This window comes from Pseudoclavibacter sp. RFBA6 (genome assembly GCF_002931575.1).
In the GTDB taxonomy this organism is placed as follows: Bacteria; Actinomycetota; Actinomycetes; order Actinomycetales; family Microbacteriaceae; genus Pseudoclavibacter; species Pseudoclavibacter terrae.
On sequence record NZ_PSUA01000010.1, the window covers coordinates 442,422 to 469,198 of the forward strand.

21 protein-coding genes are annotated in these 26,777 nt (G+C 66.8%); 7 read left to right on the plus strand and 14 right to left on the minus strand.

The window, feature by feature from the left end; all coding sequences use genetic code 11:
- Position 1: 1 nt before the first annotated feature.
- Genes C5C17_RS08365 through sufB form a run of 3 tightly spaced genes read right to left on the minus strand, consistent with a single transcriptional unit; the run spans position 2 to position 2,955 of the window.
- Positions 2-334, minus strand: a complete 333-nt coding sequence (locus tag C5C17_RS08365; protein WP_104252898.1) for a non-heme iron oxygenase ferredoxin subunit — start codon at positions 332-334, stop codon at positions 2-4.
- Positions 331-1,536 (minus strand): Fe-S cluster assembly protein SufD, encoded by a 1,206-nt coding sequence (sufD, locus tag C5C17_RS08370; RefSeq protein ID WP_104252899.1) that lies wholly within the window; start codon positions 1,534-1,536, stop codon positions 331-333. Before sufD ends, C5C17_RS08365 begins: the two co-directional genes overlap by 4 nt.
- Entirely contained in the window at positions 1,537-2,955 is a 1,419-nt protein-coding gene (gene sufB, locus C5C17_RS08375; protein WP_104252980.1) for a Fe-S cluster assembly protein SufB, read from the minus strand. It abuts the gene before it with no gap.
- A 260-nt stretch (positions 2,956-3,215) separates the two neighbouring features.
- On the opposite strand from sufB, the gene C5C17_RS08380 reads away from it, so the two are divergent.
- Entirely contained in the window at positions 3,216-4,181 is a 966-nt protein-coding gene (locus C5C17_RS08380; protein WP_258066077.1) for a heme A synthase, read from the plus strand.
- 181 nt (positions 4,182-4,362) lie between these two features.
- Here C5C17_RS08380 and C5C17_RS08385 read toward each other — a convergent pair whose 3' ends face one another.
- Positions 4,363-5,265 carry a heme o synthase gene (locus C5C17_RS08385; protein ID WP_244296082.1) on the minus strand — a complete coding sequence of 301 codons (903 nt, stop codon included), beginning with the start codon at positions 5,263-5,265 and terminating at the stop codon, positions 4,363-4,365.
- A gap of 243 nt (positions 5,266-5,508) precedes the next feature.
- On the opposite strand from C5C17_RS08385, the gene tkt reads away from it, so the two are divergent.
- From tkt to pgl, 6 genes are all read left to right on the plus strand, one after another.
- A complete protein-coding gene (gene tkt, locus C5C17_RS08390) occupies positions 5,509-7,599 on the plus strand; it encodes a transketolase (protein WP_104252902.1) in 2,091 nt (696 codons plus the stop codon).
- A gap of 55 nt (positions 7,600-7,654) precedes the next feature.
- Positions 7,655-8,773 (plus strand): transaldolase, encoded by a 1,119-nt coding sequence (tal, locus tag C5C17_RS08395; RefSeq protein WP_104252903.1) that lies wholly within the window; start codon positions 7,655-7,657, stop codon positions 8,771-8,773.
- A gap of 10 nt (positions 8,774-8,783) precedes the next feature.
- Positions 8,784-10,370 (plus strand): glucose-6-phosphate isomerase, encoded by a 1,587-nt coding sequence (locus C5C17_RS08400; protein ID WP_104252904.1) that lies wholly within the window; start codon positions 8,784-8,786, stop codon positions 10,368-10,370.
- A gap of 108 nt (positions 10,371-10,478) precedes the next feature.
- Positions 10,479-12,020, plus strand: a complete 1,542-nt coding sequence (gene zwf / locus C5C17_RS08405; RefSeq protein ID WP_104311910.1) for a glucose-6-phosphate dehydrogenase — start codon at positions 10,479-10,481, stop codon at positions 12,018-12,020.
- Entirely contained in the window at positions 12,017-12,985 is a 969-nt protein-coding gene (locus C5C17_RS08410; protein ID WP_104252906.1) for a glucose-6-phosphate dehydrogenase assembly protein OpcA, read from the plus strand. The genes zwf and C5C17_RS08410 overlap by 4 nt, the downstream gene beginning before the upstream one ends.
- Positions 12,982-13,737 (plus strand): 6-phosphogluconolactonase, encoded by a 756-nt coding sequence (pgl, locus tag C5C17_RS08415; RefSeq protein WP_104252907.1) that lies wholly within the window; start codon positions 12,982-12,984, stop codon positions 13,735-13,737. Before C5C17_RS08410 ends, pgl begins: the two co-directional genes overlap by 4 nt.
- A 106-nt stretch (positions 13,738-13,843) precedes the next feature.
- Here pgl and C5C17_RS08420 read toward each other — a convergent pair whose 3' ends face one another.
- The 10 genes from C5C17_RS08420 to uvrB form a co-directional block, all read right to left on the minus strand.
- The gene (locus C5C17_RS08420) at positions 13,844-14,212 is read right to left on the minus strand and encodes an RNA polymerase-binding protein RbpA (RefSeq protein ID WP_104252908.1); all 369 of its coding nucleotides are present in this window, start codon (positions 14,210-14,212) and stop codon (positions 13,844-13,846) included.
- Entirely contained in the window at positions 14,213-14,470 is a 258-nt protein-coding gene (gene secG / locus C5C17_RS08425; RefSeq protein ID WP_104241218.1) for a preprotein translocase subunit SecG, read from the minus strand. It lies immediately after the preceding gene.
- 81 nt (positions 14,471-14,551) lie between these two features.
- Positions 14,552-15,340 carry a triose-phosphate isomerase gene (gene tpiA, locus C5C17_RS08430; protein WP_104252909.1) on the minus strand — a complete coding sequence of 263 codons (789 nt, stop codon included), beginning with the start codon at positions 15,338-15,340 and terminating at the stop codon, positions 14,552-14,554.
- Entirely contained in the window at positions 15,334-16,545 is a 1,212-nt protein-coding gene (locus C5C17_RS08435) for a phosphoglycerate kinase (RefSeq protein WP_104252910.1), read from the minus strand. The genes tpiA and C5C17_RS08435 overlap by 7 nt, the downstream gene beginning before the upstream one ends.
- A gap of 31 nt (positions 16,546-16,576) precedes the next feature.
- Complete coding sequence (gap, locus tag C5C17_RS08440) at positions 16,577-17,578, minus strand: type I glyceraldehyde-3-phosphate dehydrogenase (RefSeq protein WP_244296085.1); 1,002 nt, start codon at positions 17,576-17,578, stop codon at positions 16,577-16,579.
- Between the two features lie 184 nt (positions 17,579-17,762).
- Entirely contained in the window at positions 17,763-18,740 is a 978-nt protein-coding gene (gene whiA, locus C5C17_RS08445) for a DNA-binding protein WhiA (RefSeq protein WP_068481866.1), read from the minus strand.
- Positions 18,741-18,811: 71 nt separating this feature from the next.
- Positions 18,812-19,699: an RNase adapter RapZ gene (gene rapZ, locus C5C17_RS08450; RefSeq protein ID WP_068481863.1), complete on the minus strand. Its 888-nt coding sequence runs from the start codon at positions 19,697-19,699 to the stop codon at positions 18,812-18,814.
- A 58-nt stretch (positions 19,700-19,757) separates the two neighbouring features.
- A complete protein-coding gene (gene uvrC, locus C5C17_RS08455) occupies positions 19,758-21,680 on the minus strand; it encodes an excinuclease ABC subunit UvrC (RefSeq protein ID WP_104252912.1) in 1,923 nt (640 codons plus the stop codon).
- On the minus strand, positions 21,680-24,553 hold the full coding sequence (uvrA, locus tag C5C17_RS08460) for an excinuclease ABC subunit UvrA (protein WP_104252913.1): 2,874 nt from the start codon (positions 24,551-24,553) through the stop codon (positions 21,680-21,682). The genes uvrC and uvrA overlap by 1 nt, the downstream gene beginning before the upstream one ends.
- A 62-nt stretch (positions 24,554-24,615) precedes the next feature.
- Positions 24,616-26,694, minus strand: coding sequence for an excinuclease ABC subunit UvrB (uvrB, locus tag C5C17_RS08465; protein WP_104252914.1), 2,079 nt, complete (start codon positions 26,692-26,694; stop codon positions 24,616-24,618).
- Positions 26,695-26,777: the final 83 nt, after the last annotated feature.

Consider the following 26,777-nt stretch of genomic DNA (forward strand, 5'->3'; position numbering starts at 1 on the left):
GCTAGCTCTTCTCCTCGAAGATTGGAGTGGGGTCGATGTAGATGTCGCCCGCTTGCACCTGGAGGCGGTACACGGGCACTGGTTCGTAGGCGGGGAGGGTGCGTGGCCACCCGGTTCTGAGCGAGAACTGGGAGCCATGCGCCCAGCATTCGATCGAGTCGTCCTCCACGAAGCCCTCGGCGAGCGAGATGTCTCCGTGCGAACATCGGTCCCCGAGAGCGAAGAGCTCACCGGCCGAGTCCCGGACGACGCAGATGGCCTGCCCCTCAATCTCGAAGCGCTGCGGCGCCTCGACCTTCACGTCGTCTGCCGCGCAGAGACGCACCGAGGTCATCGCTCAGCGACGAGCAGAGGACTTGCGCCCTCGTTGAGCTCGCGTTCGAGCGCGTCCCGGAGGTGGGTTGCGATCTCCTCGTTGCCGATCTGCTGGACGATCTCGTTGAGGAAGCCGTGCACCACGAGGCGACGGCTCATGGCCTCGGAGATGCCACGGCTCATCAGGTAGAAGAGCTGCTCGTCATCGAAGCGACCGGTCGCAGATGCGTGCCCCGCGCCCTCGATGTCGCCGGTCTCGATCTCGAGGTTCGGGACCGAGTCAGCGCGCGTCCCCTCCGAGAGGACGAGGTTGCGGTTCTGCTCGTAGGAGTCGGTGCCTGGTGCGTTGCGGCGGATGAGCACGTCACCGATCCAGACGGCACGCGCGCCCTCACCCTGCAGCGCCCCCTTGTAGTTGACGCGACTGCGCGTGTGCGGCGCATTGTGGTCGACGAAGACCTGGTGCTCGAGGTGCTGGCCGGCGTCGGAGTAGTAGAGCCCGTAGAGCTCGCCATCCGCGCCCTGCGCGTTGAGCTGGAGCGCCGGGTTGAGCCGCACGATGCCACCGCCGAGGGAGACCACGATGTGCTTGATGAACGCGTCACGCCCAACGGACAGGAAGTGCGTCGAGAGGTGCTGCGCGGAGTCCTCCCATTCCTGCATGGAGACGACCGTGACGTTCGCGCCGTCGCCCACGAGGATCTCGACGTTCTCGGCGACCGTCGCCTCGCCCGTGTGGCGGAGGATGATGAGACCACTGGCGTGCGGCTTGATGTCGATCACGACATGGGCGGCGAGTGCGGCGTCCCCGAAGCCCTTGCGGTCGAGGACGAACTGCTTGTCGTCTTCGCCCGAGACCTCGACGAGGAGCGCCTCGCCGAAGTTCGTCCAGGCGTTGGCGGATGCGCGGTCCTCCGGCTTCCCTGCGGAACCGATGCGCGCGTCCGAGCGCGGGATCCAGCTCACCGAGACGCCCTCGGTCTCCGAGAACTCGAGTTCGGAGCGGGTTCCGGTGAGCGTGCCGTTGATGAGCGCGTCGAGCTTCGCGACGGGGGTGTACTTCCACTCGACCTCGCGGCCGCTGAGCGGCGCGAAGTCGGCGAAGTCGAAGGAGGTGAAGCGCTCCGACCTCGTCTGCACCGGTACCTCGGAGCCGGGCCCGTGGCTGTGCTTGTTGAGACCGAGCGGGTTGATCTGCTCGCTCGTCACCTGCGTCGTCATCTAGCCGACCGATCCTTCCATGCTCATCTCGATGAGCTTGTTGAGTTCCAGCGCGTACTCCATCGGCAGCTCGCGAGCGATGGGCTCGATGAAGCCGCGGACGATCATGGCCATGGCCTCGGTCTCGGGGAGTCCGCGGCTCATGAGGTAGAAGAGCTGCTCTTCGGACACCTTCGTGACGGTCGCCTCGTGGCCGAGCTGCACATCGTCGACCCGGATGTCGATCGCGGGGTACGTGTCAGAGCGGGACTGCGTATCGACGAGCAGCGCGTCGCAGACGACGCTGTTCGAGGAGTGGTGAGCCTTGGCATCGATGCGGACCTCGCCTCGGTAGCCGGCTCGTCCCCCACCTCTCGCTATGGACTTCGACGTGATCGACGACTGCGTGTACGGAGCCATGTGGATCATCTTGGCGCCGGCGTCCTGGTGCTGGCCGGGACCCGCGAAGGCGACCGACATGGTCTCGCCCTTGGCGTGCTCGCCGACCAGGTAGATCGACGGGTACTTCATGGTGACCTTCGAGCCGATGTTGCCGTCGACCCACTCCATCGTCGCGCCCTCTTCGGCGATCGCGCGCTTCGTGACGAGGTTGTAGACGTTGTTCGACCAGTTCTGGATCGTCGTGTAGCGCACGCGTGCGTTCTTCTTCACGATGATCTCGACAACCGCTGAGTGCAGGGAGTCGGACTTGTAGATGGGAGCCGTGCAGCCCTCGATGTAGTGGACGTAGCTGCCCTCGTCCGCGATGATCAGCGTTCGCTCGAACTGACCCATGTTCTCCGTGTTGATGCGGAAGTAGGCCTGCAGCGGGATCTCGACGTGCACGCCCTTCGGCACGTAGACAAACGAGCCGCCCGACCAGACGGCCGTGTTCAGAGCGGCGAACTTGTTGTCGCCCGAGGGGATGACGGTGCCGAAGTACTCCTCGAAGAACTCGGGGTGCTCACGGAGAGCCGTGTCGGTGTCCATGAAGATGACACCCTGCTTCTCGAGCTCCTCGTTGATCTGGTGGTAGACGACCTCGGACTCGTACTGGGCCGCAACGCCGGCGACCAAGCGCTGGCGCTCTGCATCGGGGATGCCGAGCTTCTCGTACGTGCTCTTGATGTCGTCGGGCAGGTCTTCCCACGTCTGGGCCTGCTTCTCCGTCGACCGGACGAAGTACTTGATGTTGTCGAAGTCGATACCGGAGAGGTCTGCACCCCAGTTCGGCATCGGCTTGCGCTCGAACATCTTGTAGCCCTTGAGACGCGTCTTGAGCATCCACTCCGGCTCGTCTTTCAGGCGCGAGATGTCGGCGACGACGGCATCGCTGATGCCTCGCTTCGCGGACGATCCCGCAACGTCGGAGTCTGCCCAGCCGAACTCGTAGCGGCCGAGGCCCTCGAGTTCTGGGCGATCGATCAGGACATCTGACATGTCTGCCTCGTCTCTCTCATCTCTGAAGTCGTTGTGCACGTGCTGCCGCGTGTCCGGCTTCTCGCCGGCGTTCGTCTCGCACGTGGGTCTCCGGCCGGTGGGCCCGCGGTCGCTCGGGAGACGGCGTGCGTCTACCTCTCGTAGAATGGAACCCGCGAAGGGCCTCCATTGTTCCCTGCGCCGCGATTCGGGCACACGTCCCGAGCGAAGACAACACCTTCTATCCTACGCCAGACAAGCCAGGCGTCTGAAAGGAACTCGTGACCGCGCAAGTCGCTCCCGTCCGTCCCCCACGAGCGGACGCCCTCCGTGCGCGAGTGATGCCAACCGGCATCACGCGCTACACGCGGTTCCTGGCGTGGGCGAGCCTGATCGCGAACATCGCCATCGTCGGCACGGGTGGGCTCGTCCGACTCACAGGTTCCGGTCTCGGCTGCCCCACCTGGCCGTACTGCACGGACGAATCGCTCATCAACACGCCGGAGATGGGCATCCACGGTGTCATCGAGTTCGGGAACCGTCTGCTGACGTTCATCCTGTGCGTCATCGCCCTGCTGCTGTTCCTGGCGGTTCTCAGGGTGCGCCCGCGCGGGATGCGTCTCGCCGTTCCAGCCTTCTCGATCGGCGTGCTGATCATCGTCCAGGCGATCGTCGGCGGCATCACCGTGCTCACCGGCCTCAACCCGGACATCGTCGGACTCCACTTCCTCATCTCCGGCCTCATCGTCGCGATCGCCGCCGTCCTGCTCTTCCGTGTTCGACGCGGTGAGCCGGTGCCAGAGTCCGGAACGCGACTCGACGTCAGCCGGGCGGGTCTCGTGCTGACGCTCGCCGTCGTCGTCAACGTGTGGGTGTGGGTGACGGTGTTCGTCGGCGCACTCACCACAGGGTCCGGCCCGCACGCGGGAGACTCGGCGGCTTCGAGGAACGGGCTCGACCCAGTCGTCATGCAGCACGTCCACTCCTGGCCCGCGTACATCCTGCTGGCGTGCTCTCTCGCGTTCGCCGCTCTGGCCGCGGTACGGAGGTTCCCGGCGACGCGCAGGGTCTCGCTCGGCCTGCTCGCCCTCATCGTCGCCCAGGCGGCGGTCGGCATCTGGCAGGCACGCACAGGCCTCCCGATCACTCTCGTGATCGTGCACATGGTGCTCGCGGTCACGACCATCGCCGTCGCGACGACCGCGGTGGCGACCATCCGCCGCGAGGGACGCCCGCAACGCGCCTGACCTCGCGCCGGCTCCGAGGCGACCGCAGAAGCCCCGGCGAGACCGTGTCTCGCCGGGGCTTGCTCATTCGTTCGCGCGTACGCCGCGTGCGTCCAGCTCGACGAGAACCGGGAACAGAGGAATCGGCCCGGGCGGGAGGCTTGCTCCGCCGGGCCGATCACAGGGGCTGCTACCCGCCGCGCTAGGAGATCAGCGGGTCGATGCCGACGGCCACGAAGACCAGCGTGAGATAGGTGATGGAGAGGTGGAAGACCTTCATCGGCTTTCCGCCCTTGCCCGTGATGGTGCGGTAGTACAGCACGTGCGCCTCGTAGAGGAACCATGCGCCCGAGAGCGCCGCGACCGACGTGTACAGCCAGCCCATGCCCGCGACCGGGACGAGCAGGAGCGAGCAGATGACGGTGGCCCAGGCGTAGAGCACGGTCTGCAGCGAGACCGACAGCTCCCCCTCGGTGACCGACAGCATCGGGACGCTCGCCTTCGCGTAGTCGTCGCGGTACTTGACCGAGAGCGGCCAGTAGTGGGCGGGGGTCCAGAGGAAGATGATGGCGAACAGCACGAACGGCGCCCAGTCGAGCGAGTTCGTGACGCCTGCCCAGCCGATGAGGACGGGCATGCAGCCCGCGACGCCGCCCCAGATGATGTTCTGCTCGGTGCGGCGCTTGAGCACGATCGTGTAGAAGACAACGTACAGCAGGATGGCGCCGACGGAGAGCGCCGCGGTCAGCGGGTTGGCGACGAGCCACAGCACCACCGTCGACAGGATGCCGAGGGCGAACGCGAAGACGAGCGCCTCGCGATCCGTCAGCTCCCCCGTCACCAGCGGGCGCTTCGCCGTGCGCTTCATCAGGCGGTCGATGTCGCGGTCGATGTAGCAGTTGAATGCGTTCGCGCTGCCTGCTGACATCGCTCCGCCGAGCACGACGCCGAGGACGAGCCACAGATTCGGCACGCCGCCCTCCGCGAGGAACATCGTCGGCACCGTCGTGATGAGGAGGAGCTCGATGATGCGGGGCTTCGTCAGCGCCACGTAGGCCTTCGCCTTCCGCCCCAAAGACGCTCGCTGCGGGGGTGCGACAGCCACTAGTTCATCGACAGACAAAGCCACCAAGTCCTCTTCGCTCGAAATCTCCTGGCAATTCTATCCGGTCTCGCCGAGAACAGCTCCCAATCTCCGGGCGCGCCAGCACGTCACAGCCGCCACCGCCGACCGTGACGCCGTCGCACGGAGAAACATGATCGAGAACTGGACGGCGTTCCCCCCGCGCGGACCCGACGTCGCGATAGGCTGTGAGGCGGCCCTTTCCCAACGACGACGGGACGCAGTGTGACGAATTTTGAGTGGTCTGAGCTCGATCGACGTGCAGTCGACACAGCAAGGATCTTGGCGGCGGATGCAGTTGAGAAGGCGAAGGGTGGGCACCCTGGCACGGCGATGAGCCTCGCCCCCCTCGCGACGCTGCTCTACCAGCACGTGATGCGGGTCGACCCGAAGGACCCGCACTGGATCGGTCGCGACCGCTTCATCCTCTCGGCGGGACACTCCTCGCTGACCCAGTACTGCCAGCTTTACCTGGGCGGCTTCGGTCTCGAGCTCAACGACCTCAAGCAGCTCCGCCAGCTCGGCTCGAAGACGCCGGGACACCCTGAGTTCGGACACACCGATCACGTCGAGATGACGACGGGTCCACTCGGCCAGGGGCTCGCCTCCGCAGTGGGCTTCGCCTACGCGCAGCGCTTCGAACGCGGACTCTTCGACCCTGAGGCCGCCCCCGGGGAGAGCCCGTTCGACCACCGGGTCTACGTCATCGCCAGCGACGGCGACCTGCAGGAGGGCGTGACGAGCGAGGCCTCCTCGCTCGCGGGCCACCAGGAGCTCGGCAACCTCATCGTCTTCTACGACGCCAACCAGATCTCCATCGAGGACGACACCGACATCGCCTTCACGGAAGACGTCGCCAAGCGCTACGAGGCCTACGGCTGGCATGTCCAGACGGTCGACTGGACGGCTGGCGAGCAGTACCACGAAGACCTCTCCGCACTGCACGACGCAACACTCCAGGCCCAGGCCGAGACCGGACGCCCGTCGATCATCGTCCTCAAGACCATCATCGGCTGGCCGAGCCCGACCAAGCAGAACACGGGCGGCATCCATGGCTCGGCACTCGGCGAGACCGAGCTCGAGGCGGTCAAGAGCCTCGTCGGATTCGACCCGAAGCAGAGCTTCGAGGTCGCCGACGACGTGCTCGCCTACACGCGAGGACTCGCCGACCGGGTCGCTCCCGTGCGCGCCGAGTGGCAGCAGAGCTTCGACGCCTGGAAGAGCGCGAACCCCGAGCGTGCCGAGCTGCTCGAACGACTCGAGGCAGACGAGCTGCCCGAGGGCATCGCCGACGCACTGCCGGACTTCGCGGGCGTGGCCAAGGTCTCCACCCGCAAGGCGTCGGGTGAGGCCATCAACGCGCTCGCCGCCCAGCTCCCCGAGCTCTGGGGCGGATCCGCCGACCTCGCCGGCTCCAACAACACGACCATCAACGGCGCTGCGTCCTTCATCCCCTCGCAGTTCTCGACGTCGAGCTGGACCGGCAACCCCTACGGGCGGGTGCTGCACTTCGGCATCCGCGAGCACGCCATGGGCGCGATCCTCAACGGCATCACGCTGCACGGCAAGACTCGCGCGTTCGGCGGCACGTTCCTCATGTTCAGCGACTACATGCGTCCCTCGGTTCGCCTCGCCGCGCTCATGAACATCCCGTCGATCTTCGTCTGGACGCATGACTCCATCGCCCTCGGCGGCGACGGCCCGACGCACCAGCCGGTTGAGTCCCTCACGGCGCTCCGCGCGATCCCGAACCTCGCAGTCGTCCGCCCGGCAGACGGACCGGAGACCGCGGCGGCCTGGCTCGAGGTCGTGAGCCGCCGAGGCGGTCCGACCGGCCTCATCCTCTCGCGGCAGGATCTCCCCGTCATCGCACGCGGATCCGGAGACGCCAACGAGCAGGAATTCGGCTCCGCCGCCGGAACGAAGCGGGGCGCCTACGTCCTCGCAGAAGCCTCCGGCGGCACGCCCGAGGTCATCGTGCTCGCCACCGGGTCCGAGGTCCAGTACGCCCTCGAGGCACGTGAGACGCTCCAGGAGCAGGGACACCCCACGCGCGTCGTGTCCGTCCCGAGCTTCGAGTGGTTCGCCGAGCAGGACGCCGCCTACCGGGAGCACGTCCTCCCGGCTGCCGTCGAAGCTCGCGTGAGCATCGAAGCAGGGCTCGCACTGCCATGGCTCCAGTTCGTGGGACCGAAGGGCCGCAGCATCTCGATCGAGACGTTCGGCGCATCCGCAGACCAGCCAGAGCTCTACAAGGCGTACGGCATCACGGCAGAGGCCGTCGTCGACGCGGCGCTCGAGTCGCTCGCCCAGTAGCGCTCCCGGGCGTGCCCCAGCTCTTCCTCACCAGCTACGCGAAGGAACACCACCAATGACCTCAACACCCACAGCAGCACTCGCCGAGGCCGGCGTCAGCATCTGGCTCGACGACCTCTCGCGCTCAAGCCTCGAGTCGGGCGCGCTCGAGCGCCTCATCGCCGAGCGCGGCATCGTCGGCGTCACGACGAACCCGACGATCTTCGCCGGGGCCCTCAGCAAGGGCAATGCGTACGACGCGCAGGTCGCCGCGCTGCAGGCCAGCGGCGCGAGCATCGACGAGGCGATCTTCGAGATCACCACCGACGACGTCCGCTCCGCGTGCGACCTCTTCCTGCCGATCTACGAGGCCACCGACGGACTCGACGGGCGCGTCTCGATCGAGGTCTCCCCCGAGCTCGCCCGCGACACCGCAGCGACGATCGAGGAGGCCAAGCGCCTCTGGGCCACCGTCGACCGCAAGAACGCCATGATCAAGATCCCGGCGACCGTCGAAGGCCTACCCGCCATCACGGAGGCCATCGCTTCCGGCATCAGCGTCAACGTCACGCTGATCTTCAGCCTCAGCCGCTACCGCGAGGTCGTGAACGCGTACCTGTCCGGCCTCGAGCAGGCCAGGGAACGTGGGCACGACCTGTCGACGATCCGTTCCGTCGCTTCCTTCTTCGTCTCGCGCGTCGACGCCGAGATCGACAAGCGACTCGTGGCCGCGGGCAGCGACGAGGCGACCGCGCTCAAGAGCCGTGCAGCTCTCGCGAACGCCCGCCTCGCCTACGCAGCCTTCGAAGAGGAGTTCTCGAGCGAGCGCGCGAAGCTGCTGCTCGCCGAGGGCGCGCACGTGCAGCGCCCGCTCTGGGCCTCGACAGGCGTCAAGGACCCAGCACTGCCCGACACGCTCTACGTGACCGAGCTCGTCGCGCCCAACACGGTCAACACGATGCCGGAGAAGACGCTCGAAGCCGTCGCCGACCACGGGGTCATCACCGGCAACACCATCGCGGGAACCGCCCACGCCGCCAACACGACGCTGGACGAACTCGAGGCGCTCGGCGTGAGCTACGTCGAGGTCACAGAGCAGCTCGAGACCGAAGGCGTCGACAAGTTCATCGTGTCCTGGCAGGAGCTCAAGGAAACCGTCGACTCGCAGCTCAAGGCTGCCGCGGCGAAGGCCTAGGGGAATCGCCATGAGCATCAAGGTCAGCGCCGCAGGTGCCGCGAACGCGGCGGCAGCCGCGAAGGTCGGCGAGCTCGTCGCCGAGCGATTCGCCTCGCGCCTCTTCGCGCAGGACGCCACGCTCTGGGGTCCGGAGGCCGAAGCCGAGTCGGCAATCCGACTCGGCTGGACGCGCGCGCACGAGATCTCACGTGAACTCGTCGACGGCATCGTCGCGCTCCGGGACGAGTTCGCATCGGCCGGCATCACTCGATTCGTGCTCTGCGGGATGGGCGGATCATCCCTGGCCCCCGAGGTCATCACGCGCACCGCGGGCGTCGAGCTCGTCGTGCTCGACTCCACCGACCCCGCACAGGTTCGCGCGGCAGTCGAAGAGGACCTCGAGCACACGGCGATCGTCGTGTCGTCCAAGTCCGGTTCCACGGTCGAGACCGACTCGCAGCGCCGAGCATTCGTGAGCGCGTTCGAAGCGGCCGGCATCGACCCGGCCAGTCGAGTCGTCATCGTCACCGATCCCGGCTCCCCCATGGAGGAAGCCTCGCGGGCGGCCGGCTACCGCGTGTTCCTGGCCGACCCGCACGTCGGAGGGCGCTTCTCTGCGCTGACCGCGTTCGGGCTCGTGCCATCCGGACTGGCCGGCGTCGACATCGCCGACCTCCTCGATGACGCCGGCGTAGCCGCGACGGCCGTGGCCATCGACGACGAGAGCAACCCTGCCCTCGTCCTCGGCGCCGCGATCGCCGCGAAGCGATTCCTCGGCATCGTCGACGACGGCACATCCATCGTCGGCTTCGGCGACTGGGTCGAGCAGCTCATCGCCGAGTCGACCGGAAAAGACGACCTCGGGATCCTGCCCGTCGTCCTCACCCCTGGTGCTCCGGAGATCGACGCGCGCCCGGCTGACCTGCAGCTCGTTCGCGTGGCAGCCGACGCCGAGGCGACCCCGGCAGGGGGCGACGACATCACCGTCTCCGGTTCGCTCGGGGGCCAGTTCGTGCTCTGGGAGACCGCCGTCGCTGTCGCGGGAGCCGTCATCGGCATCAACCCATACGACCAGCCCGACGTCGAGTCGGCAAAGGTCGCCGCACGCGGACTCCTGGAGGCGACGCCGGAGCCAACGCCGGCCGCCTTCGTCTCGGAGGGCGTCGAGGTGCGCGGCAGCGAGACCGTCGTCGCCGGCCAGAGCACGCTCGCAGGCGCCATCGACGCCCTCGTGGCGCTCATCCCAGCGGACGGCTACCTCTCGGTGCAGGCATACGTCGACCGGAACCGCTTCAGTGCCCTCGAAGCTCTTCGTGACGAGCTCGCGAAGCGGTCAGGACGACCCGTCACCTTCGGGTGGGGGCCTCGCTTCCTGCACTCCACCGGGCAGTTCCACAAGGGCGGACCGAAGGTCGGCGCGTTCCTGCAGATCACATCCGCTGAGAAGAACGACCTCGAGATCCCCGAGCGTCCCTTCACCTTCGGCACGCTCATCTCGGCGCAGGCTGCCGGTGATGCCTCCGTGCTCGAGTCGCACGGGCAGCCAGTGCTGCGCATCGACCTCGGCGAATCCGGCAGCGGACTCGACGCACTCCTCGGCGCCATCTCGCGCTGACCGATCAGCGAGGCGGGGATGCGAGCACCATCGCATCCCCGCGCTCGTGTCTGCAGGACACACACGGGAGCACGCAACCCCGTGCCTAGAAAACAAGGAGGCGACGCTGTGACGCCAGTCGACATCAGCGCGGACAACAACCCCCTCAGGTCCATCGACGATGGGCGCCTGCGCCGCATCGCGGGACCGTCAAGCCTCGTCATCTTCGGAGTCACGGGAGACCTCTCCAGGAAGAAGCTGCTCCCCGCGGTCTACGACCTCGCCAACCGCGGTCTGCTCTCCCCGTCGTTCGGTCTCGTCGGGTTCGCTCGACGTCCGTGGTCCGACGACGAGTTCCGGGCGTTCGTGAAGGAGAACGTCGAACAGCACGCGAGGACGCCCTTCAACGAGGACGTCTGGACGCAGCTCGCCAAGGGCATCCGCTTCGTCTCCGGCGAGTTCGACAACGACGCCTCGTTCGACTCCCTCAAGGTCGTCCTCGACGAGCTCGACAACGAACAGGGCACGCGGGGCAATCACGCCTTCTACCTCTCGATCCCGCCGCGTTCCTTCCCCGAGGTGACAACACAGCTGCGCCGATCCGGGCTCGCCGAGGAACGTCAGGATTCGTGGCGGCGCGTCATCATCGAGAAGCCGTTCGGCCATGACCTGGCCTCGGCGCGAGAGCTGAACAGCATCGTCGAGTCCGTCTTCGCGAGCGACGCGATCTTCCGCATCGACCACTACCTCGGCAAGGAGACGGTGCAGAACATCCTCGCGCTGCGCTTCGCGAACTCCATGTTCGAGCCGCTGTGGAACGCCAACACGGTCGACCACGTCCAGATCACGATGGCCGAGGACATCGGCGTATCCGGCCGCGCCGGCTACTACGACGGCGTCGGCGCCGCACGCGACGTCATCCAGAACCACCTCCTGCAGCTGCTCGCCCTCACCGCCATGGAGGAACCCCTCTCGTTCAACGCGAAGGACCTCCGCCAGGAGAAGGAGAAGGCCCTCGCGGCCGTTCGCCTCCCCCACGACCTGTCGCTCGCGTCGGCTCGCGGCCAGTACGGCTCCGGCTGGCAGGGCGGCGAGTTCGTGCGTGGCTTCCTCGAAGAGGACGGCATGAACCCCAAGTCGACCACCGAGACCTACGCGGCGCTCCGAGTCGAGCTCGACTCCCGTCGCTGGGCCGGCGTGCCGTTCTACCTGCGCACAGGCAAGCGGCTCGGTCGTCGCGTGACCGAGATCGCCGTCACGTTCAAGCAGGGCCCCCTGTACCTCTTCGACGAAGCCCAGCGCACCTCGCTCGGTCCGAACGCGCTGGTCATCCGGGTCCAACCGGACGAGGGCGTCACGATCCGCTTCGGCTCGAAGATCCCCGGCTCCGGCATGCACGTGCGGGACGTGACCATGGACTTCGGCTACGGGCACGCATTCACCGAGTCGAGCCCAGAGGCCTACGAGCGCCTCATCCTCGACGTGCTGCTCGGCGACCCTCCCCTGTTCCCCCGCCACGAGGAGGTCGAGCTCTCCTGGAAGATCCTCGATCCCGTCGAGGAGTACTGGGCCACGCAGGGACAACCCGAACTCTACAAACCCGGCAGCTGGGGCCCGGCCTCGGCCACGGCCCTGCTCGCCCGCGATGGCCGCACCTGGAGGCGCCCGTGATCATCGAACTCGGCAATACGACGACCTCGGCCGTCTCGAAGCGACTCGTCTCCATGCGAGAGGAAGGCGGAGCAGTCGCGCTCGGGCGCGTGCTCACGCTCGTCATCTCGACGGGTGAGCGGCGAGGCGAGGCGGCGATCGCAGCCGCGAACTCGGCATCCGGCGAGCACCCGATGCGCGTCATCGTCATCCACGTCGTCGACCGTGACGCGAAGGTCTCGAACATGGACGCGGAGATCAGGGTCGGCGGTGACGCCGGAGCGAGCGAGGTCATCGTCCTCCACGTCTCCGGGCCCGCCTCTGACGACCCTGAGACCCTCGTCCAGGCCCTCCTCCTGCCCGATGCTCCCGTGGTGGCCTGGTGGCCCGACTCAGCTCTCGGCGCACCGAGCGCGTCGTCGCTCGGCCGCATTGCACAGCTCCGCATCGTCGACTCGGGGAGCTCACCGAACGGTGAGGAAACCGTGGCGAAGCTCGCGGCGGGGTTCTGTGACGGAGACAGCGACCTCGCATGGACGAGACTGACCAGCTGGCGCGCGCAGATCGCGGCCGTCCTGGATCAGCCGCCGTACGAGCCCATCCAGGAGGTGGAGGTCATCGGCCGCCCCTCGCAGACCTCGACGCTCCTCATGGCTGCGTGGTTGCAGCTCGCACTGCAGGTTCCCGTTCACGTCGCGCAGGCGACGGACCGGGAACTCGGACGCGCGCAGCTGCGCGCGATCAAGCTCACCCGTCCGAGCGGCGTCGTCACGTTCGAGCGTGTGAGCGACTCGGCGGTCGTGCTGACACAGCCAGGCCAGCCGGAGCAGAAGATCCCGATGCCGGTTCGAGACCTCCCCGACGTGCTTGCCGAAGAGCTGCGCTCCCTTGGACCCGACCGGGTGTTCGGAGAGGTGCTTGCTGCGGCCGCCGCAGCGGAAGCACGTGCTCACGTGGCTGAGGAGACCGGCGAGGAAAGCCAATGACGCAGGCGACACGGGTCCGCCACGTCGAGCCGTCCGTCGCAGCGGTTGCAGACGACGCTGCACGCCGGTTCGTCGAGCTCGTCGCCTCGACCACGGCAGAATTGCATGTCGCGGTGAGCGGTGGATCCGTCGCGACGAAAGTGCTCCCCGCCTTCGTCGTCGAGATGGCGCGCGCCGGGCTAGACTGGACACGCGTGCATGTGTGGTTCGCCGATGAGCGCTTCGTCCCGACGGGTCACGACGACCGAAATGTCGTCGCCGTCGCGGATGCGCTGAAAGGCGCGGCCGGCTTCGAGCAGGCACGGCTGCACGCGACGCTCGCGAGCGACAGCGGTGAGACGCTCGATGATGCTGCCGTCGCATACGAGGCTGAGCTGCGAGCGCTCGTTCCTCCAGCCGATGGAGTACCAGGAGGCATCCCGTCCCTGGACCTCGTGCTTCTCGGCGCGGGAGGCGACGGTCACACCGCCTCCCTGTTCCCCGGCACGGCCGGGCTCGAAACCGCGGCTGCGCTCGTCGAGAGCATCCGCGACTCGCCGAAGCCCCCACCTGAGCGGGTGACGCTCACACTGCCCGCCATTCGTGAGGCGGCTCGCGTCTGGGCGGTCGTCACGGGTGCCGAGAAGGCGGCGGCGGTGCGATTGGCCTCCACGGAAGGGGTCACGGCTGAGGAATCGCCCCTCGGCGCTGCGACCGGCCGCCTCGAAACGCTCCTGCTGCTCGATGCAGGCGCTGCAGAAGCCCTCGGCTGACGCCACCTCGGATGAGACGACGATGGCTCCGGCCGAGAGGAACACTCTCGGCCGGAGCCATGTTTCACCGTGCTTGCCACACCGGCCTCTCGGGACCGCGGGCGCGTCAGCTCTTGGTGGTCGTCTTCCCGCGACGCTCGCGCAGCTTCGAGAGCGCCTCGTCGAGGAGTCGTTCTGCTTCCTCGTTCGTCCGTCGTTCCTTGACGTACGCGAGGTGCGTCTTGTACGGCGCGACCTTCGTCGCCGCGGGCGGGTTGTCCCTGTCGCGGCCAGCCGGAAGGCCGGAGATCGGGCAGTCGATGAGCTCGGGGATGTCGTCCTCTGCGATTTCCGCAGAGTAGTGCCTCACGGTCTCATTGCCGAGCGCATCCCAGTAGGAGATGGACACGCGCGCAGCGTGCACTCCGTGGTCCATCTCCCCCATGGGTCCGGCACCAACACGCGACCCTCGAATTGCTGAGCCCCCCTGTGCCACCTAGCTCACCACGACCGTCTGGATACGGGTGATGATCCCCATGGCGACGATGGCGAGCAGCCAGATGACCGCGAGGGTGACCGTGATGCGGTTCAGGTTCTTCTCGGCGACACCGGAGGCGCCGAGGTTCGACCCCATGCCCCCGCCGAACATGTCGGAGAGTCCGCCGCCTCGTCCGCGGTGCAACAGGATGAACAGGATCAGCAGGACGCTGGTGATGGCCAACACGACCTGCAGGATGACGAGGAGAATATCCACGGAATCCCTCTCAGATGAACGGACTCGGACGTGACCTGAGTGAACAGGCCACGTCCGAGTATAGATGGTTGCGGTTTGCGACTAGGAACCGACGTGCTGACGGAACCGCGCGATGGCGCTGAACTCGTCGACCTTCAGGCTCGCGCCGCCGATGAGTGCACCGTCGACATCGGGCTCGCGCATGAAGCCCGCGATGTTGTCCGACTTCACGGAACCGCCGTAGAGGATGCGCGTCGCCGCGGCCACCGATTCGCCCAGAAGCTCCTCGAGTGCATCGCGGAGCGCCTTGGCGACGGTCTGCGCCTGCTCGGGGGTCGCGGCCTGTCCTGAGCCGATAGCCCAGACCGGCTCGTAGGCGACAACGAGGTTCGGGGTGCCTTCGACGCCCTCGAGCGCAGCCTTCAGCTGAGCGACGGGGACGGCGCTTGCGCCGAACTTCTCGAGGTCTTCCGAGGTCTCGCCGACGCAGATGACTGGCACAAGGCCGTGCTTGAGCGCGGCCTTGACCTTGCTTCCCACGACCTCGTCGGTCTCGGCGTGCAACGTGCGCCGCTCGGAGTGGCCGAGGATGACGTACGTGCAGGCCAGCGCGCTCAGGAACGCGCCCGAGATCTCACCCGTGTACGCGCCCGAGTCGTGTGCAGAGACGTCCTGGGCGCCGTAGCTCAGCGAGAGCTTGTCGGCGTCCACGAGCGTCTGCACGCTCCGCAGGTCGGTGTAGGGAGGGAACACCGCCACCTCGACGTCGTCGAAGTCGTGCTTCGCGTCCTTGAGTGCCCACGCGAGCTTCTGCGTGAACGCGATGGCCTGGAGGTGATCCAGGTTCATCTTCCAGTTGCCCGCCATGAGCGGGGTGCGAGTCGTTACCATCCGAGAACCTGCAATCCGGGCAGCTGCTTGCCTTCGAGGAACTCGAGGCTGGCACCGCCACCAGTAGAGATGTGGCCAAATCTGTCATCCGCGAAGCCGAGCGTGCGCACGGCTGCTGCGGAGTCGCCGCCACCGACAACCGAGAGGCCGTCGACGTCGGTCAGCGCGTCTGCGACGGAACGGGTCCCCTCAGCGAACGCGGCGAACTCGAACACGCCCATGGGCCCGTTCCAGAAAACGGTCTTCGAGTCGCGGATGACCGAGGCGAACGCCTTGGCCGTCTCGGGCCCGATGTCGAGTCCGATCCCGGACGCTCCGAACCTGCTGTCCTCGATGCCGTCAGCGGGAACGACCTCGTGCTCGGCGTCAGCCGAGAACGACGCGGCGACGACGACATCGCTCGGCAGCACGATGGAGACTCCACGCTGCTCTGCGTCCGCCAGGTACCCGCGGACGGTGTCCAGCTGGTCCGACTCCAAGAGCGAGGAGCCGACCTTGTACCCCTGGGCCGCTAGGAACGTGAACAGCATTCCCCCGCCGATGAGGATCGAATCGACCCTCGGCAGGAGATGCTCGATGACTCCGAGCTTGTCGGACACCTTCGAACCACCGAGCACCACCGAATACGGCCGTTCGACGGCCGACGTCAGACGCTCGAGCACCTCGAGCTCGTTCGCCACGAGGAGTCCTGCAGCGCTCGGCACGAGCTGGGGCAGGTCGTACACCGAGGCCTGCTTGCGGTGCACGACTCCGAAGCCGTCCGAGACGAATGCGTCCGCGAAGCTCGCGAGCTGCTCGGCGAAGGCTCGACGCTCGGCGTCGTCCTTGCTCGTCTCACCCGGGTTGAAGCGAAGGTTCTCAAGGACGACCAGCTGGCCGTCTTCGAGACCGCCGACGAGGCGCTGTGCGTCCTCACCCACCGTGTCAGCCGCAAGAGGGGCATCGATGTCGAGGAGCTCGCCCAGCCGGGAGGCGGCCGGAGCAAGCGAGTACTGCGGTTCAGGTGCCCCCTTGGGCCGACCAAGGTGCGAGATCACGATGACCTGCGCACCCTGGTCGAGGAGGAGGCGGAGCGTGCCGAGGGAGGCGCGAATCCGACCATCGTCGGTGATCACGCCCTCCTTCAGCGGCACGTTCAGGTCGCAGCGGACGATGACCTTCTTTCCCGTGAGGGAGCCAAGGCTCTCGATTGTGCGAAGCGCCATGTTGGCGATCCTTCCTCTGTTGCCGAAGTGGTTAGAGCTTGCTCGCGACGTACTCGGTGAGGTCGACGAGGCGAACCGTGTAGCCCCACTCGTTGTCGTACCAGGACGACAGCTTCACCTGGTTGCCGATGACCTTGGTCAGCGGCGCGTCGAAGATCGAGGAGTGGTTCTCTCCGACGATGTCGCGCGAGACGATGTCTTCCTCGTTGTACATGAGAAGGCCCTTGAACTCGCCTTCGGCGGCTTCCTTGTACGCGGCGTTGACTTCCTCGACGGTCACAGGCGTCTTGGAGACGACGGTGAGGTCGGTGATCGAGCCGGTCTCGGTGGGCACGCGGAGTGCGAAGCCGTCGAGCTTGCCGGCGAGCTCAGGGATGACCAGGCCGATGGCCTTCGCAGCACCTGTGGACGTCGGGATGATGCTCAGTGCGGCCGCGCGTGCACGACGGAGGTCCTTGTGGGGGCCGTCCTGCAGGTTCTGGTCGGACGTGTAGGCGTGGACCGTGGTCATGAGACCCGACTCGATGCCGAACTTGTCGTTGAAGACCTTCACGAGCGGCGCGAGGCAGTTCGTCGTGCACGACGCGTTCGAGATGACGTCGTCATTCTCGGGGTCGTACTCGGTGTGGTTCACGCCGAAGACGAACGTCGGGGCCGGTCCGGAAGCGGGGGCCGAGAGGATGACCTTCTTGGCGCCAGCAGCGATGTGCGCGCGAGCCTTGTCGGGGTCGGTGAAGTGCCCCGTGCTCTCGATGACGATCTCGACGCCGAGCTCTGCCCAGGGCAGGTTGGCGGGGTCGCGCTCGGCCGTGGCCGTGATCTTCTTGCCGTCGACGTAGATGGCGTCGTCGTCGAACGAGATGTCGTTCTTGAGCTTGCCACCCGTGGAGTCGTACTTGAGGAGGTGTGCAAGGGTCTTGTTGTCGGTGAGGTCGTTGATTGCAACGAGCTCGAGGGTGTTGTCATCCTGCAGCAGTGCGCGTGCGTAGCTGCGTCCGATGCGTCCGAAACCGTTGATGGCGATTTTCGTCACGTGATGCTCCTTTTTCCTGTTGTTTCTCCGATTTGACAGGACTGTGTGGCCACAAGCGGCCGGGTGCACCATCGCACCGAAATCGTGGGAACGGTCTGCTGGACAGGCCCGTTCAACATCGTCAGCCTAGTCCCATGGGCGGGCGCGGAGGTGACCAAACGGGCAGAGCGGTTCGGCGCGGTGATCAGAGCTCGTCGAGCACGGGCAGGTTGGACTCCGTGCCGGGGATGCCCCGGTCCGATGCCTGCTTGTCCGCCAGCGCGAGGAGGCGACGGATGCGGCCGGCGACGGCGTCCTTCGTCATGGGCGGATCCGCGTAGCGCCCCAGCTCGTCCAGGGACGCCTCGCGATGCGCGAGGCGCAGCTGCCCCGCGTACTTGAGGTGGTCCGGAGCTCCCTCGCCGAGGATCTCGAGCGCCCGCTCGACGCGCGTGCAGGCCGTCACCGCAGCCTGGGCGGAGCGCCGCAGGTTCGCATCGTCGAAGTTCACGAGCCGGTTGGCGGTCGCCCGGGTCTCGCGGCGCTGCCGGAGGCTCTCCCAGCTCTCGACGGTCGCGTGGGCTCCGATGACGGTCAGCATCGCGCTGATCGCATCTCCGTCGCGGATGACGACGCGGTGCACGCCACGGACCTCGCGGGCCTTGGACGAGACGCCGAGCCGTCCGGCGGCGCCGACGAGCGCCATCGCGGTCTCGGAGTTCGGGGTGATGATGTCGAGGGACGCAGACCTGCCCGGATCGGTCAGGGATCCGGCCGCGAGGAACGCGCCGCGCCAGACGGCAGTCAGGTCGTCCTGGCTGCCGGTGGTGAGCCGGTTCGGGAGCCCGCGCACGGTGCGTCGTCGCGCATCCATGAGCCCCGTCTGCCTGGCGAGCGTCTCACCGTTCTCGAGGACTCGAAGCAGGTAGCTTTCCCCCGGCCTGGCACCGGAGCCGGCGACGATGGAGATCTTCGCTCGCACGCCGTACAGCTCGAGGAGCTCTCGGCCGAGTCGTCGGGCGAGCATCTCGGAGTCGAGCTGCGCTTCGACAGCGATTCGCCCCGAGATGAGCTGCAGGCCACCCGCGAACCTCAGGAGCGACGCGACCTCGGCAGCACGAGCTTGGGTTGTGGCTGCGCGCGTGCGCAGAAGCTCGTGCTTGACATCGGCGGTGAGCGTCACCGGGGTACCTCCATGGATCAGAGTGAGTGGGCGCGACGAAGCGTCGTCGCGAATGCGAGATGGAACGAGAGTCACTCGCGACCGAGGTCGCGGTGCCGCACGCTGATGATCGTGTCATCACGTTCGCGCAGCAGGCTCGCGATGCGCTCGGTCATGGCGACCGAGCGGTGCTTGCCACCGGTGCATCCGACGGCGAGCGTCACGTGCCGCTTGTTCTCACGTTCGTAACCCCGCAGCACGGGGTCAAGCATCTCAATGTAGTGGGTCAGGAACTCGTCTGCACCTTCTTGGTCGAAGACGTAGTCGGAGACACGCTTGTCCCGGCCGTTGAAGGCGCGGAGTTCCGGCTCCCAGAAGGGGTTCGGCAGGAAGCGCATGTCGACGACGAGATCGGCGTCCGTGGGGATGCCGTACTTGAACCCGAAGCTCTGCACCGTCACGGCGACCTTGTTCTGGTCGGCTTCGCCGAAGCGCTTGACGATGCGGGTCACCAGCTGGTGACCGTTCAGCTCCGAGGTGTCGATGACGATGTCGCTCGCCTCGCGGATCTCCTGAAGGCGGCTGCGTTCGCGTGCGATGCCGTCGAGAATCGTTCCGTTGCCCTGCAGGGGATGCGGGCGCCGGACCGCCTCGAACCGGCGCACGAGCGTTCCGTCGGTCGCATCGAGGAAGAGCACGTCGACCTCGTGCGTCTCCCTGAGCCCTCCGACGAGCGCGGTGAACTCCTCGAGGAGGTGGCCGCCACGTACGTCGACAGAGACGGCGAGCTTCGGGAGCGAGTCTCGCGCCTTGCCTGCGACCTCGATGAGGGGCCTGATCATCTGCGGGGGCAGATTGTCGACCACGAACCAGTCGAGGTCCTCGAACGCCTTGCACGCCGTTGACCGCCCTGCACCGGACATGCCGGTGACGATCATGATGTGCTGGCGTCCTTCGCCGTCGATCTCCGCCGAACTCATGCGCAGGTCACCTCCCGTGGACTAAAACACCAGCCTACATAGCCGGAGCGGACGTCTCTCACGCTTCCGCTGATTGCTCTCGCGCGAATCGTTCGGTAATCGCGGTCGCGGTGGCCTCTCCGACTCCCTGCACGCTCGTGAGCTCGTCGACGGTGGCCGCCCGGAGTCTCTTGACCGAGCCGAACTTCTTGAGGAGTGCGGCGACGCGCGTCGGCCCGAGACCCGGGATGTCCGCGAGGACCGTACCGATGTCGGCCTTGCGCTTCGTGCGCTGATGGCGGATCGCGAAGCGGTGCGCCTCGTCCCGGAGACGCTGCACCAGGAAGAGCGCTTCGGACCCTCGAGGGAGGATGACCGGGAAGTCGTCGTCGGGCAGCCAGAGCTCCTCGAGCCGCTTGGCGATGCCGACGACGGCGATGCCGCGCACCCCGGATTCCTCGAGCGCACGTTGCGCCGCGTTGACCTGCGGCACTCCGCCGTCGATGAGCAGCAGCTGCGGTCGGTAGGCGAACTTGGCCCGCGTGGACTCCTGCGTCGACGCCTTGATGGGATCCGCGGAGAGCGCCGCGTCTTCGACGATGTCAGCCGGCGTCGCGTCGTCGCGCAGGTAGGCGAGGCGCCGGGCGAGCACCTGCCGGATGGAGTCCGTGTCGTCCGTCGACGAGGCGATGTTGAAGCGCCGGTAGTGCGACTTCCTCGCCAGGCCGTCCTCGAAGACGACCATGGATCCGACGATGCCGGTGCCCTGCAGATGCGAGATGTCGTAGCACTCGATGCGCAGCGGCGCCTCGGCCAAGCCCAGCGCGTTCTGCAGCTCGGTGAGCGCATCCGATCGTGCGACGTAGTCGCTGCTGCGTTTGAGCTTGTACTGCGCGAGCGACCCCATCGCGTTGATCGTGGCGGTCTTGAGGAGCTCCGATTTCGGGCCCCGTTGGGCCGTTCGCAGGTTCACCTTGGCCTGCCTGGTCGCCTCGAGCCATTCGGTCAGCGCCTCGGAGTCGTCGGGGAGCGCCGGCACGATGATCTCGCCTGGCGGGAAGAGCCCGTCCTTGCCGTAGACGCGCTGCAGGGTCTGGTCGATGATCGTTCCGAGGTCGGTGTCGAGCTCCTTGTCGAGCACCCAGTTGCGAACACCGCGTATGCGCCCGCCGCGAACCGTGAACTGCTGCACGGACGCGCTCAGCTCGTCCTCCGCGATGCCGAACAGGTCGAGGTCGACGTTGTCCGGCAGGACGACCGCGCTTTTCTCCAGGACGTTCTCGAGCGCCCCGATTCGGTCGCGCAGCCTGGCTGCGTCCTCGAAGCGCATCTCACTGGCGGCGAGCTTCATCTCCTCCTGCAGCGTCGTCAGCAGGCTCCGGTCGTAGCTCTCCATGAACCGCACGAACTCGTTCACGATCAGGCGGTGCTCCGCGATCGTCACGCGCCCGCTGCAGGGCCCTCCGCACCGGCCGATCTGGCCGGGGAAGCAGGGGCGACCGCTTTGCATGGCGCGCTTGTAGTTCGAGTCGTTGCAGGTTCGGATCGGGAAGGCCTTGACCATGAGGTCGATGGTCTCGTTGACGGCCCATACCTTGGGGTACGGACCGAAGTACCTGGCACCGCGGAGCTTCGGGTTGCGGGTGACGAGGACGCGCGGTGCCTCGTCGCCGAGCGTGACCGCCATGAACGGGTAGCTCTTGTCGTCCTTGAACTTGACGTTGAAGGGTGGCGAGAACTCCTGGATCCAGGTGTACTCGAGCTGCAGGGCCTCCGTCTCCGTGCGTACGACGGTCCACTCGACTCGAGTGGCTGTCGTCACCATGTGCCGCGTGCGTTCGTGCAGCCGCTCGAGTGGCGCGAAGTAGTTGCTCAGGCGCGCGCGGAGGTTCTTGGCCTTCCCGACGTAGAGCACGCGGTCGTTGTCCCCGAGGAACCTGTAGACCCCGGGGGCTGTGGGGATATCGCCCGTCGCGGGACGGTATGGCAGGACGTTCGCCATCAGCGGCCAGCTGCCTCCCGGTCGAAGATCTCCTTGAGGTACTGGCCCGTGTGGCTCTCCGCGATGCCAGCGACCTTCTCGGGAGTGCCGACGCCGACGACGGTGCCGCCACCGGAGCCGCCTTCCGGCCCCATGTCGATGAGCCAGTCCGCGGACTTGATGACGTCGAGGTTGTGCTCGATCACGATGACGGTATTGCCCTTGTCGACGAGTCCGCCCAGCACCTTCAGGAGCTTGCGGACGTCCTCGAAGTGGAGGCCGGTCGTGGGCTCGTCGAGCACGTAGACGCTCCGACCGTTGGAGCGGCGCTGGAGCTCGGTTGCGAGCTTGACGCGCTGTGCCTCACCGCCGGAGAGCGTCGTGGCCGACTGCCCGAGGCGCACGTAGCCCAGACCGACCTCGACGAGCGTGGAGAGGTACCGGTGGATGGCCGTGATGGGCTCGAAGAAGTCCGCGGCCTCGGCGATCGGCATCTGCAGGACCTCGGCGATGTTTTTGCCCTTGTAGTGCACGCTCAGGGTCTCGCGGTTGTACCGCGATCCTCCGCACACCTCGCACAGGACGTAGACGTCCGGGAGGAAGTTCATCTCGATCTTCAGCGTGCCGTCTCCCGAGCACGCCTCGCAGCGGCCGCCCTTGACGTTGAAGCTGAAGCGCCCAGGCAGGTAGCCGCGCGCCTTCGCTTCGCTCGTCTCCGCGAAGAGCGTGCGGATGCGGTCGAAGACGCCCGTGTATGTGGCCGGGTTCGAGCGGGGAGTCCGGCCGATGGGGTTCTGGTCGACGTGGATGACCTTGTCGAGCTGGTCGACACCGGTGATGCGCGTGTGCTTGCCGGCGACGGCGCGCGCTCCGTTGAGCTTGCTCGCGAGCACGCGGTAGAGGATGTCGTTCACAAGCGACGACTTCCCGGACCCGCTGACACCCGTGACCGCGGTGAGGATGCCGAGGGGGAAGCTCACCTGCACGTTCTTCAGGTTGTTGGCCCTGGCGCCGACGACGGTGAGCTCTCGCTTCTTGTCGTACTTCCGACGCTTCTTGGGCGTCTCGATGCCCATGCGCCCCGAGAGGTAGTCGCCCGTGATCGACCTGGTGTTCTTCTCGAGGTCGGCGACGGAGCCGCTGTGCACGACCTCTCCCCCGTGCTCGCCGGCTCCCGGCCCGATATCCACGATCCAGTCAGAGGTGCGGATGGTGTCCTCGTCGTGCTCGACGACGATGAGCGTGTTCCCGAGGTCGCGCAGCTTGATGAGGGTCTCGATGAGCCGTCGGTTGTCGCGCTGGTGAAGCCCGATGGACGGCTCGTCGAGGACGTAGAGCACGCCGGTCAGGCCGGACCCGATCTGTGTCGCGAGGCGGATGCGCTGCGCCTCACCGCCGGAGAGGGTGCCCGCGGCACGAGCGAGGTCGAGGTAGCTGAGTCCGACCTCGATGAGGAAGTCGAGGCGGGCGCGGATCTCTCGGAGGACCTGGGCGGCGATCTTCGCCTCGCGGTCGGTGAGCTCGACCGTGTTCATGAAGTCGAGGCAGTCGGCGAGGCTCAACGTCGTCGCGTCGGCGATCGAACGGCCGTGGACCTTGACGGCGAGCACCTCGGGGCGCAGGCGCGCCCCGTTGCAGGCCGAGCAGGGGATCTCGCGCAGGTACTGGGCCCAGCGCGCGCGCGTCGCGTCGGTCTCCGCTTCGGCGTACTGGCGCTCGATGTACGGCATGACGCCCTCGAAGCCGGAGCTGTAGGTCATCTGCCGGCCGAACCGGTTGCGGTACTTGACCTTGACCTCGTACTCGCGCCCCTCGAGGATCGCCTCGCGGACCTCCTCCGGGAGCTTCTTCCACGGAGTGGTGAGCTTGAACTGGATCTGCTCGGAGAGCCCGAGGAGGAGTCGCTCGTAGTACTGGTAGAGGCTCTTGCCCTGGGAGCTCCACGGCAGGATGACGCCGTCCGCGATCGAGTCGAGCGGGTCGCCGACGAGCAGCTCGCGGTCGACGGACATGCGCGTGCCGAGGCCGTCGCAGGTCTGGCATGCGCCGAACGGAGCGTTGAAGGAGAAGGTCCTCGGCTCGATCTCGGTGAGGGCGATGGGGTGGTTGTTGGGGCAGGAGAGCTGCTCGGAGAACGTGGTCCACGCGTCGTCACCCTCCGCGTCCACGAAGTTGATCTGCACGAGGCCGTCCGCAAGGCGGAGCGCCGTCTCGAGCGAGTCGGTCAGGCGGCCGAGCACGTCGTCGGCGGCGACCAGGCGGTCGACGATGACCGAGATGTCGTGCTTGAACGACTTCTTCAGCTTGGGCGGGTCGGTGAGCTGCACTCGCTCGCCGTCCACCATCGCCCTCGCGTAGCCCTGACCGGAGAGCGACTGGAAGAGGTCGACGAACTCGCCCTTCTTCTGCTGCACGACGGGCGCGAGCACCTGGTACCTGGTGCCCTCCTCGAGCTCCATGAGGTGGTCGGCGATCTGCTGCACGGTCTGCCGCTGGATGACCTCCCCGCAGACGGGGCAGTGCGGCACGCCGATGCGCGCCCACAGCAGGCGGAGGTAGTCGTAGATCTCCGTGATCGTGCCGACCGTCGATCGCGGGTTCCGGTTCGTCGACTTCTGGTCGATGGAGACCGCAGGGCTCAGGCCCTCGATGAAGTCGACGTCGGGTCGGTCGACCTGGCCGAGGAACTGCCGCGCGTAGGCGGAGAGCGACTCGACGTAGCGTCGCTGGCCCTCCGCGAAGATGGTGTCGAAGGCGAGCGACGACTTCCCCGACCCTGAGAGGCCCGTGAAGACGACCAGACTGTCGCGTGGGATCTCGAGGTCGACGTTCTTGAGGTTGTGGACGCGGGCGCCTTGGACGCGCAGCTGCGAGGAGGGAGGAAGGACGGCCATAGCTCTTTCAGGTTCTCTATTCGTGTGGATGCTGTGCGCCCGTCAGAGGCGCGCGGCCGCGGTCACCCCTTGGTGACGTGCCCGGCTCGTTCCATGGTCCGGAGGTCTTGCTTCAGCGCCGAGAGCTCGTCGCGGAGGCGGGCGGCGAGCTCGAACTTGAGTTCGCTGGCTGCGTCGAGCATCTGCGCGTTGAGGTCCGAGATCATGTTCTCGAGCTCGCGTGCGCCGGATGCGGCGAGACCCTCGCGCTTGAGTTTAGGTGTCGTCTGCCGTTTGTTGTCGCCCTTGCCGCGAGATGCGAGGAGGTTCTCGGTGTCCTGCCCCTCGCGCATGAGCGACTCCGTGATGTCTGCGATCTTCTTGCGCAGCGGGGTCGGGTCGATGCCGTGCTCTTTGTTGTAGGCGAGCTGGCGGTCGCGTCGCCGATCGGTTTCCTCGATGGCCTGCGCCATGCTGTCGGTGATGCGGTCGGCATACATGTGCACCTCGCCCGTCACGTTTCGAGCGGCGCGCCCGATCGTCTGGATGAGGGACGTGCTGGAGCGCAGGAACCCCTCCTTGTCAGCGTCGAGGATCGCGACGAGCGACACCTCTGGCAGGTCGAGGCCCTCGCGGAGGAGGTTGATGCCGACGAGCACATCGTAGAGTCCGGCACGCAGCTCTGAGAGGAGCTCCACCCGGCGCAGGGTGTCGACGTCGGCGTGCAGGTAGCGGACGCGGACGCCGTTCTCGCCGAGGAAGTCGGTGAGCTCCTCTGCCATCTTCTTGGTGAGGGTCGTGACGAGGACTCGCTCGTCGCGGTCGGCGCGGACCCGGATCTCCTCGAGCAGGTCGTCGATCTGGCCCTTTGACGGCTTCACGACGATCTGCGGGTCGACGAGGCCCGTCGGGCGGATGATCTGCTCGACGAAGCCGTCTGCCTGTGCGAGCTCGTACTTGCCCGGGGTCGCCGAGAGGTACACGGTCTGGCCGACGCGGTCGCTGAATTCGTCCCAGCGAAGCGGTCGATTGTCGAGGGCACTCGGCAGGCGGAATCCATGGTCGACGAGCGTGCGCTTCCGCGAGGCGTCGCCCTCGTACATCGCGCCGATCTGCGGCACGGTCACGTGCGATTCGTCGATGACGGTGATGAAGTCGTCCGGGAAGTAGTCGATGAGGCAGTGCGGTGCTTCGCCCGGCGCGCGGCCGTCCATGTGCCTCGAGTAGTTCTCGATGCCGGAGCAGAAGCCGATCTGCTCCATCATCTCCAGGTCGAAGGAGGTTCGCATGCGGAGCCGCTGGGCCTCGAGCAGCTTCTGCTCGCGCTCGAAGACGCCGAGGCGGTCGTCGAGTTCGTCGCGGATCTGTCCCATGGCCCGCTGCATCGCATCCGCCCCCGCGACGTAGTGCGAGCCCGGGAACACGCTCACGGAGTCCATGGAGCGTACGACGTCGCCCGTCAGCGGGTTGAGGGCGGTGAGCGCCTCGATCTCGTCGCCGAACATCTCGATACGGATCGCGAGCTCCTCGTAGACGGGGATGATCTCGATCGTGTCTCCCCGGACTCGGAAGGTGCCACGCTGGAAGGCGACATCGTTGCGCTGGTATTGCATCGTCACGAAGCGGCGAAGCAGCTCCTGGCGCGGGATGCGGTCTCCGACATGGAGCGCGAGCATCGAGTTGAAGTACTCCTCCGGCTTCCCGAGGCCGTAGATGCAGGAGACCGTGGAGACGACGATGACGTCGCGGCGACTCAGGAGCGAGTTCGTCGTGGAGTGCCGCAGTCGCTCGACCTCTTCGTTGACCGAGCTGTCCTTCTCGATGAAGGTGTCGGTCTGCGGGACGTACGCCTCTGGCTGGTAGTAGTCGTAGTAGGAGACGAAGTACTCGACGGCGTTGTTCGGCATGAGTTCGCGGAACTCCGTCGCGAGCTGCGCCGCCAGGGTCTTGTTGTGCGCAAGCACCAGGGCCGGACGCTGCAGCTTCTCGATGAGCCACGCGGTCGTGGCCGATTTTCCGGTTCCCGTGGCGCCGAGCAGGACGACATCCGGTTCGCCGGCGTTGATGCGACTCGCAAGCTCGTCGATGGCCTTCGGCTGGTCGCCACTCGGCGTGTACTCGCTGACGACTTCGAAAGGACGGACGCTGCGTGTTGCTTGCATAGAACAAGTGTACGTGGCGGCTGCGACATTTCGGGGCCCCCGTGATGCGCTCTGCGCGATCATGGGGGCCCCGAAGTGCAACC

What these genes read in the sequence shown, in the direction of transcription:
- C5C17_RS08365 (WP_104252898.1), bottom strand. Translation starts at nt 334, where the DNA reads ATGACCTCGGTGCGTCTCTGCGCGGCAGACGACGTGAAGGTCGAGGCG.
- sufD (WP_104252899.1), bottom strand. Translation starts at nt 1,536, where the DNA reads ATGACGACGCAGGTGACGAGCGAGCAGATCAACCCGCTCGGTCTCAAC.
- sufB (WP_104252980.1), bottom strand. Translation starts at nt 2,955, where the DNA reads ATGTCAGATGTCCTGATCGATCGCCCAGAACTCGAGGGCCTCGGCCGC.
- tal (WP_104252903.1), top strand. Translation starts at nt 7,655, where the DNA reads ATGACCTCAACACCCACAGCAGCACTCGCCGAGGCCGGCGTCAGCATC.
- C5C17_RS08400 (WP_104252904.1), top strand. Translation starts at nt 8,784, where the DNA reads ATGAGCATCAAGGTCAGCGCCGCAGGTGCCGCGAACGCGGCGGCAGCC.
- pgl (WP_104252907.1), top strand. Translation starts at nt 12,982, where the DNA reads ATGACGCAGGCGACACGGGTCCGCCACGTCGAGCCGTCCGTCGCAGCG.
- tpiA (WP_104252909.1), bottom strand. Translation starts at nt 15,340, where the DNA reads ATGGTAACGACTCGCACCCCGCTCATGGCGGGCAACTGGAAGATGAAC.
- C5C17_RS08435 (WP_104252910.1), bottom strand. Translation starts at nt 16,545, where the DNA reads ATGGCGCTTCGCACAATCGAGAGCCTTGGCTCCCTCACGGGAAAGAAG.
- rapZ (WP_068481863.1), bottom strand. Translation starts at nt 19,699, where the DNA reads ATGAGTTCGGCGGAGATCGACGGCGAAGGACGCCAGCACATCATGATC.
- uvrC (WP_104252912.1), bottom strand. Translation starts at nt 21,680, where the DNA reads ATGGCGAACGTCCTGCCATACCGTCCCGCGACGGGCGATATCCCCACA.
- uvrA (WP_104252913.1), bottom strand. Translation starts at nt 24,553, where the DNA reads ATGGCCGTCCTTCCTCCCTCCTCGCAGCTGCGCGTCCAAGGCGCCCGC.
- uvrB (WP_104252914.1), bottom strand. Translation starts at nt 26,694, where the DNA reads ATGCAAGCAACACGCAGCGTCCGTCCTTTCGAAGTCGTCAGCGAGTAC.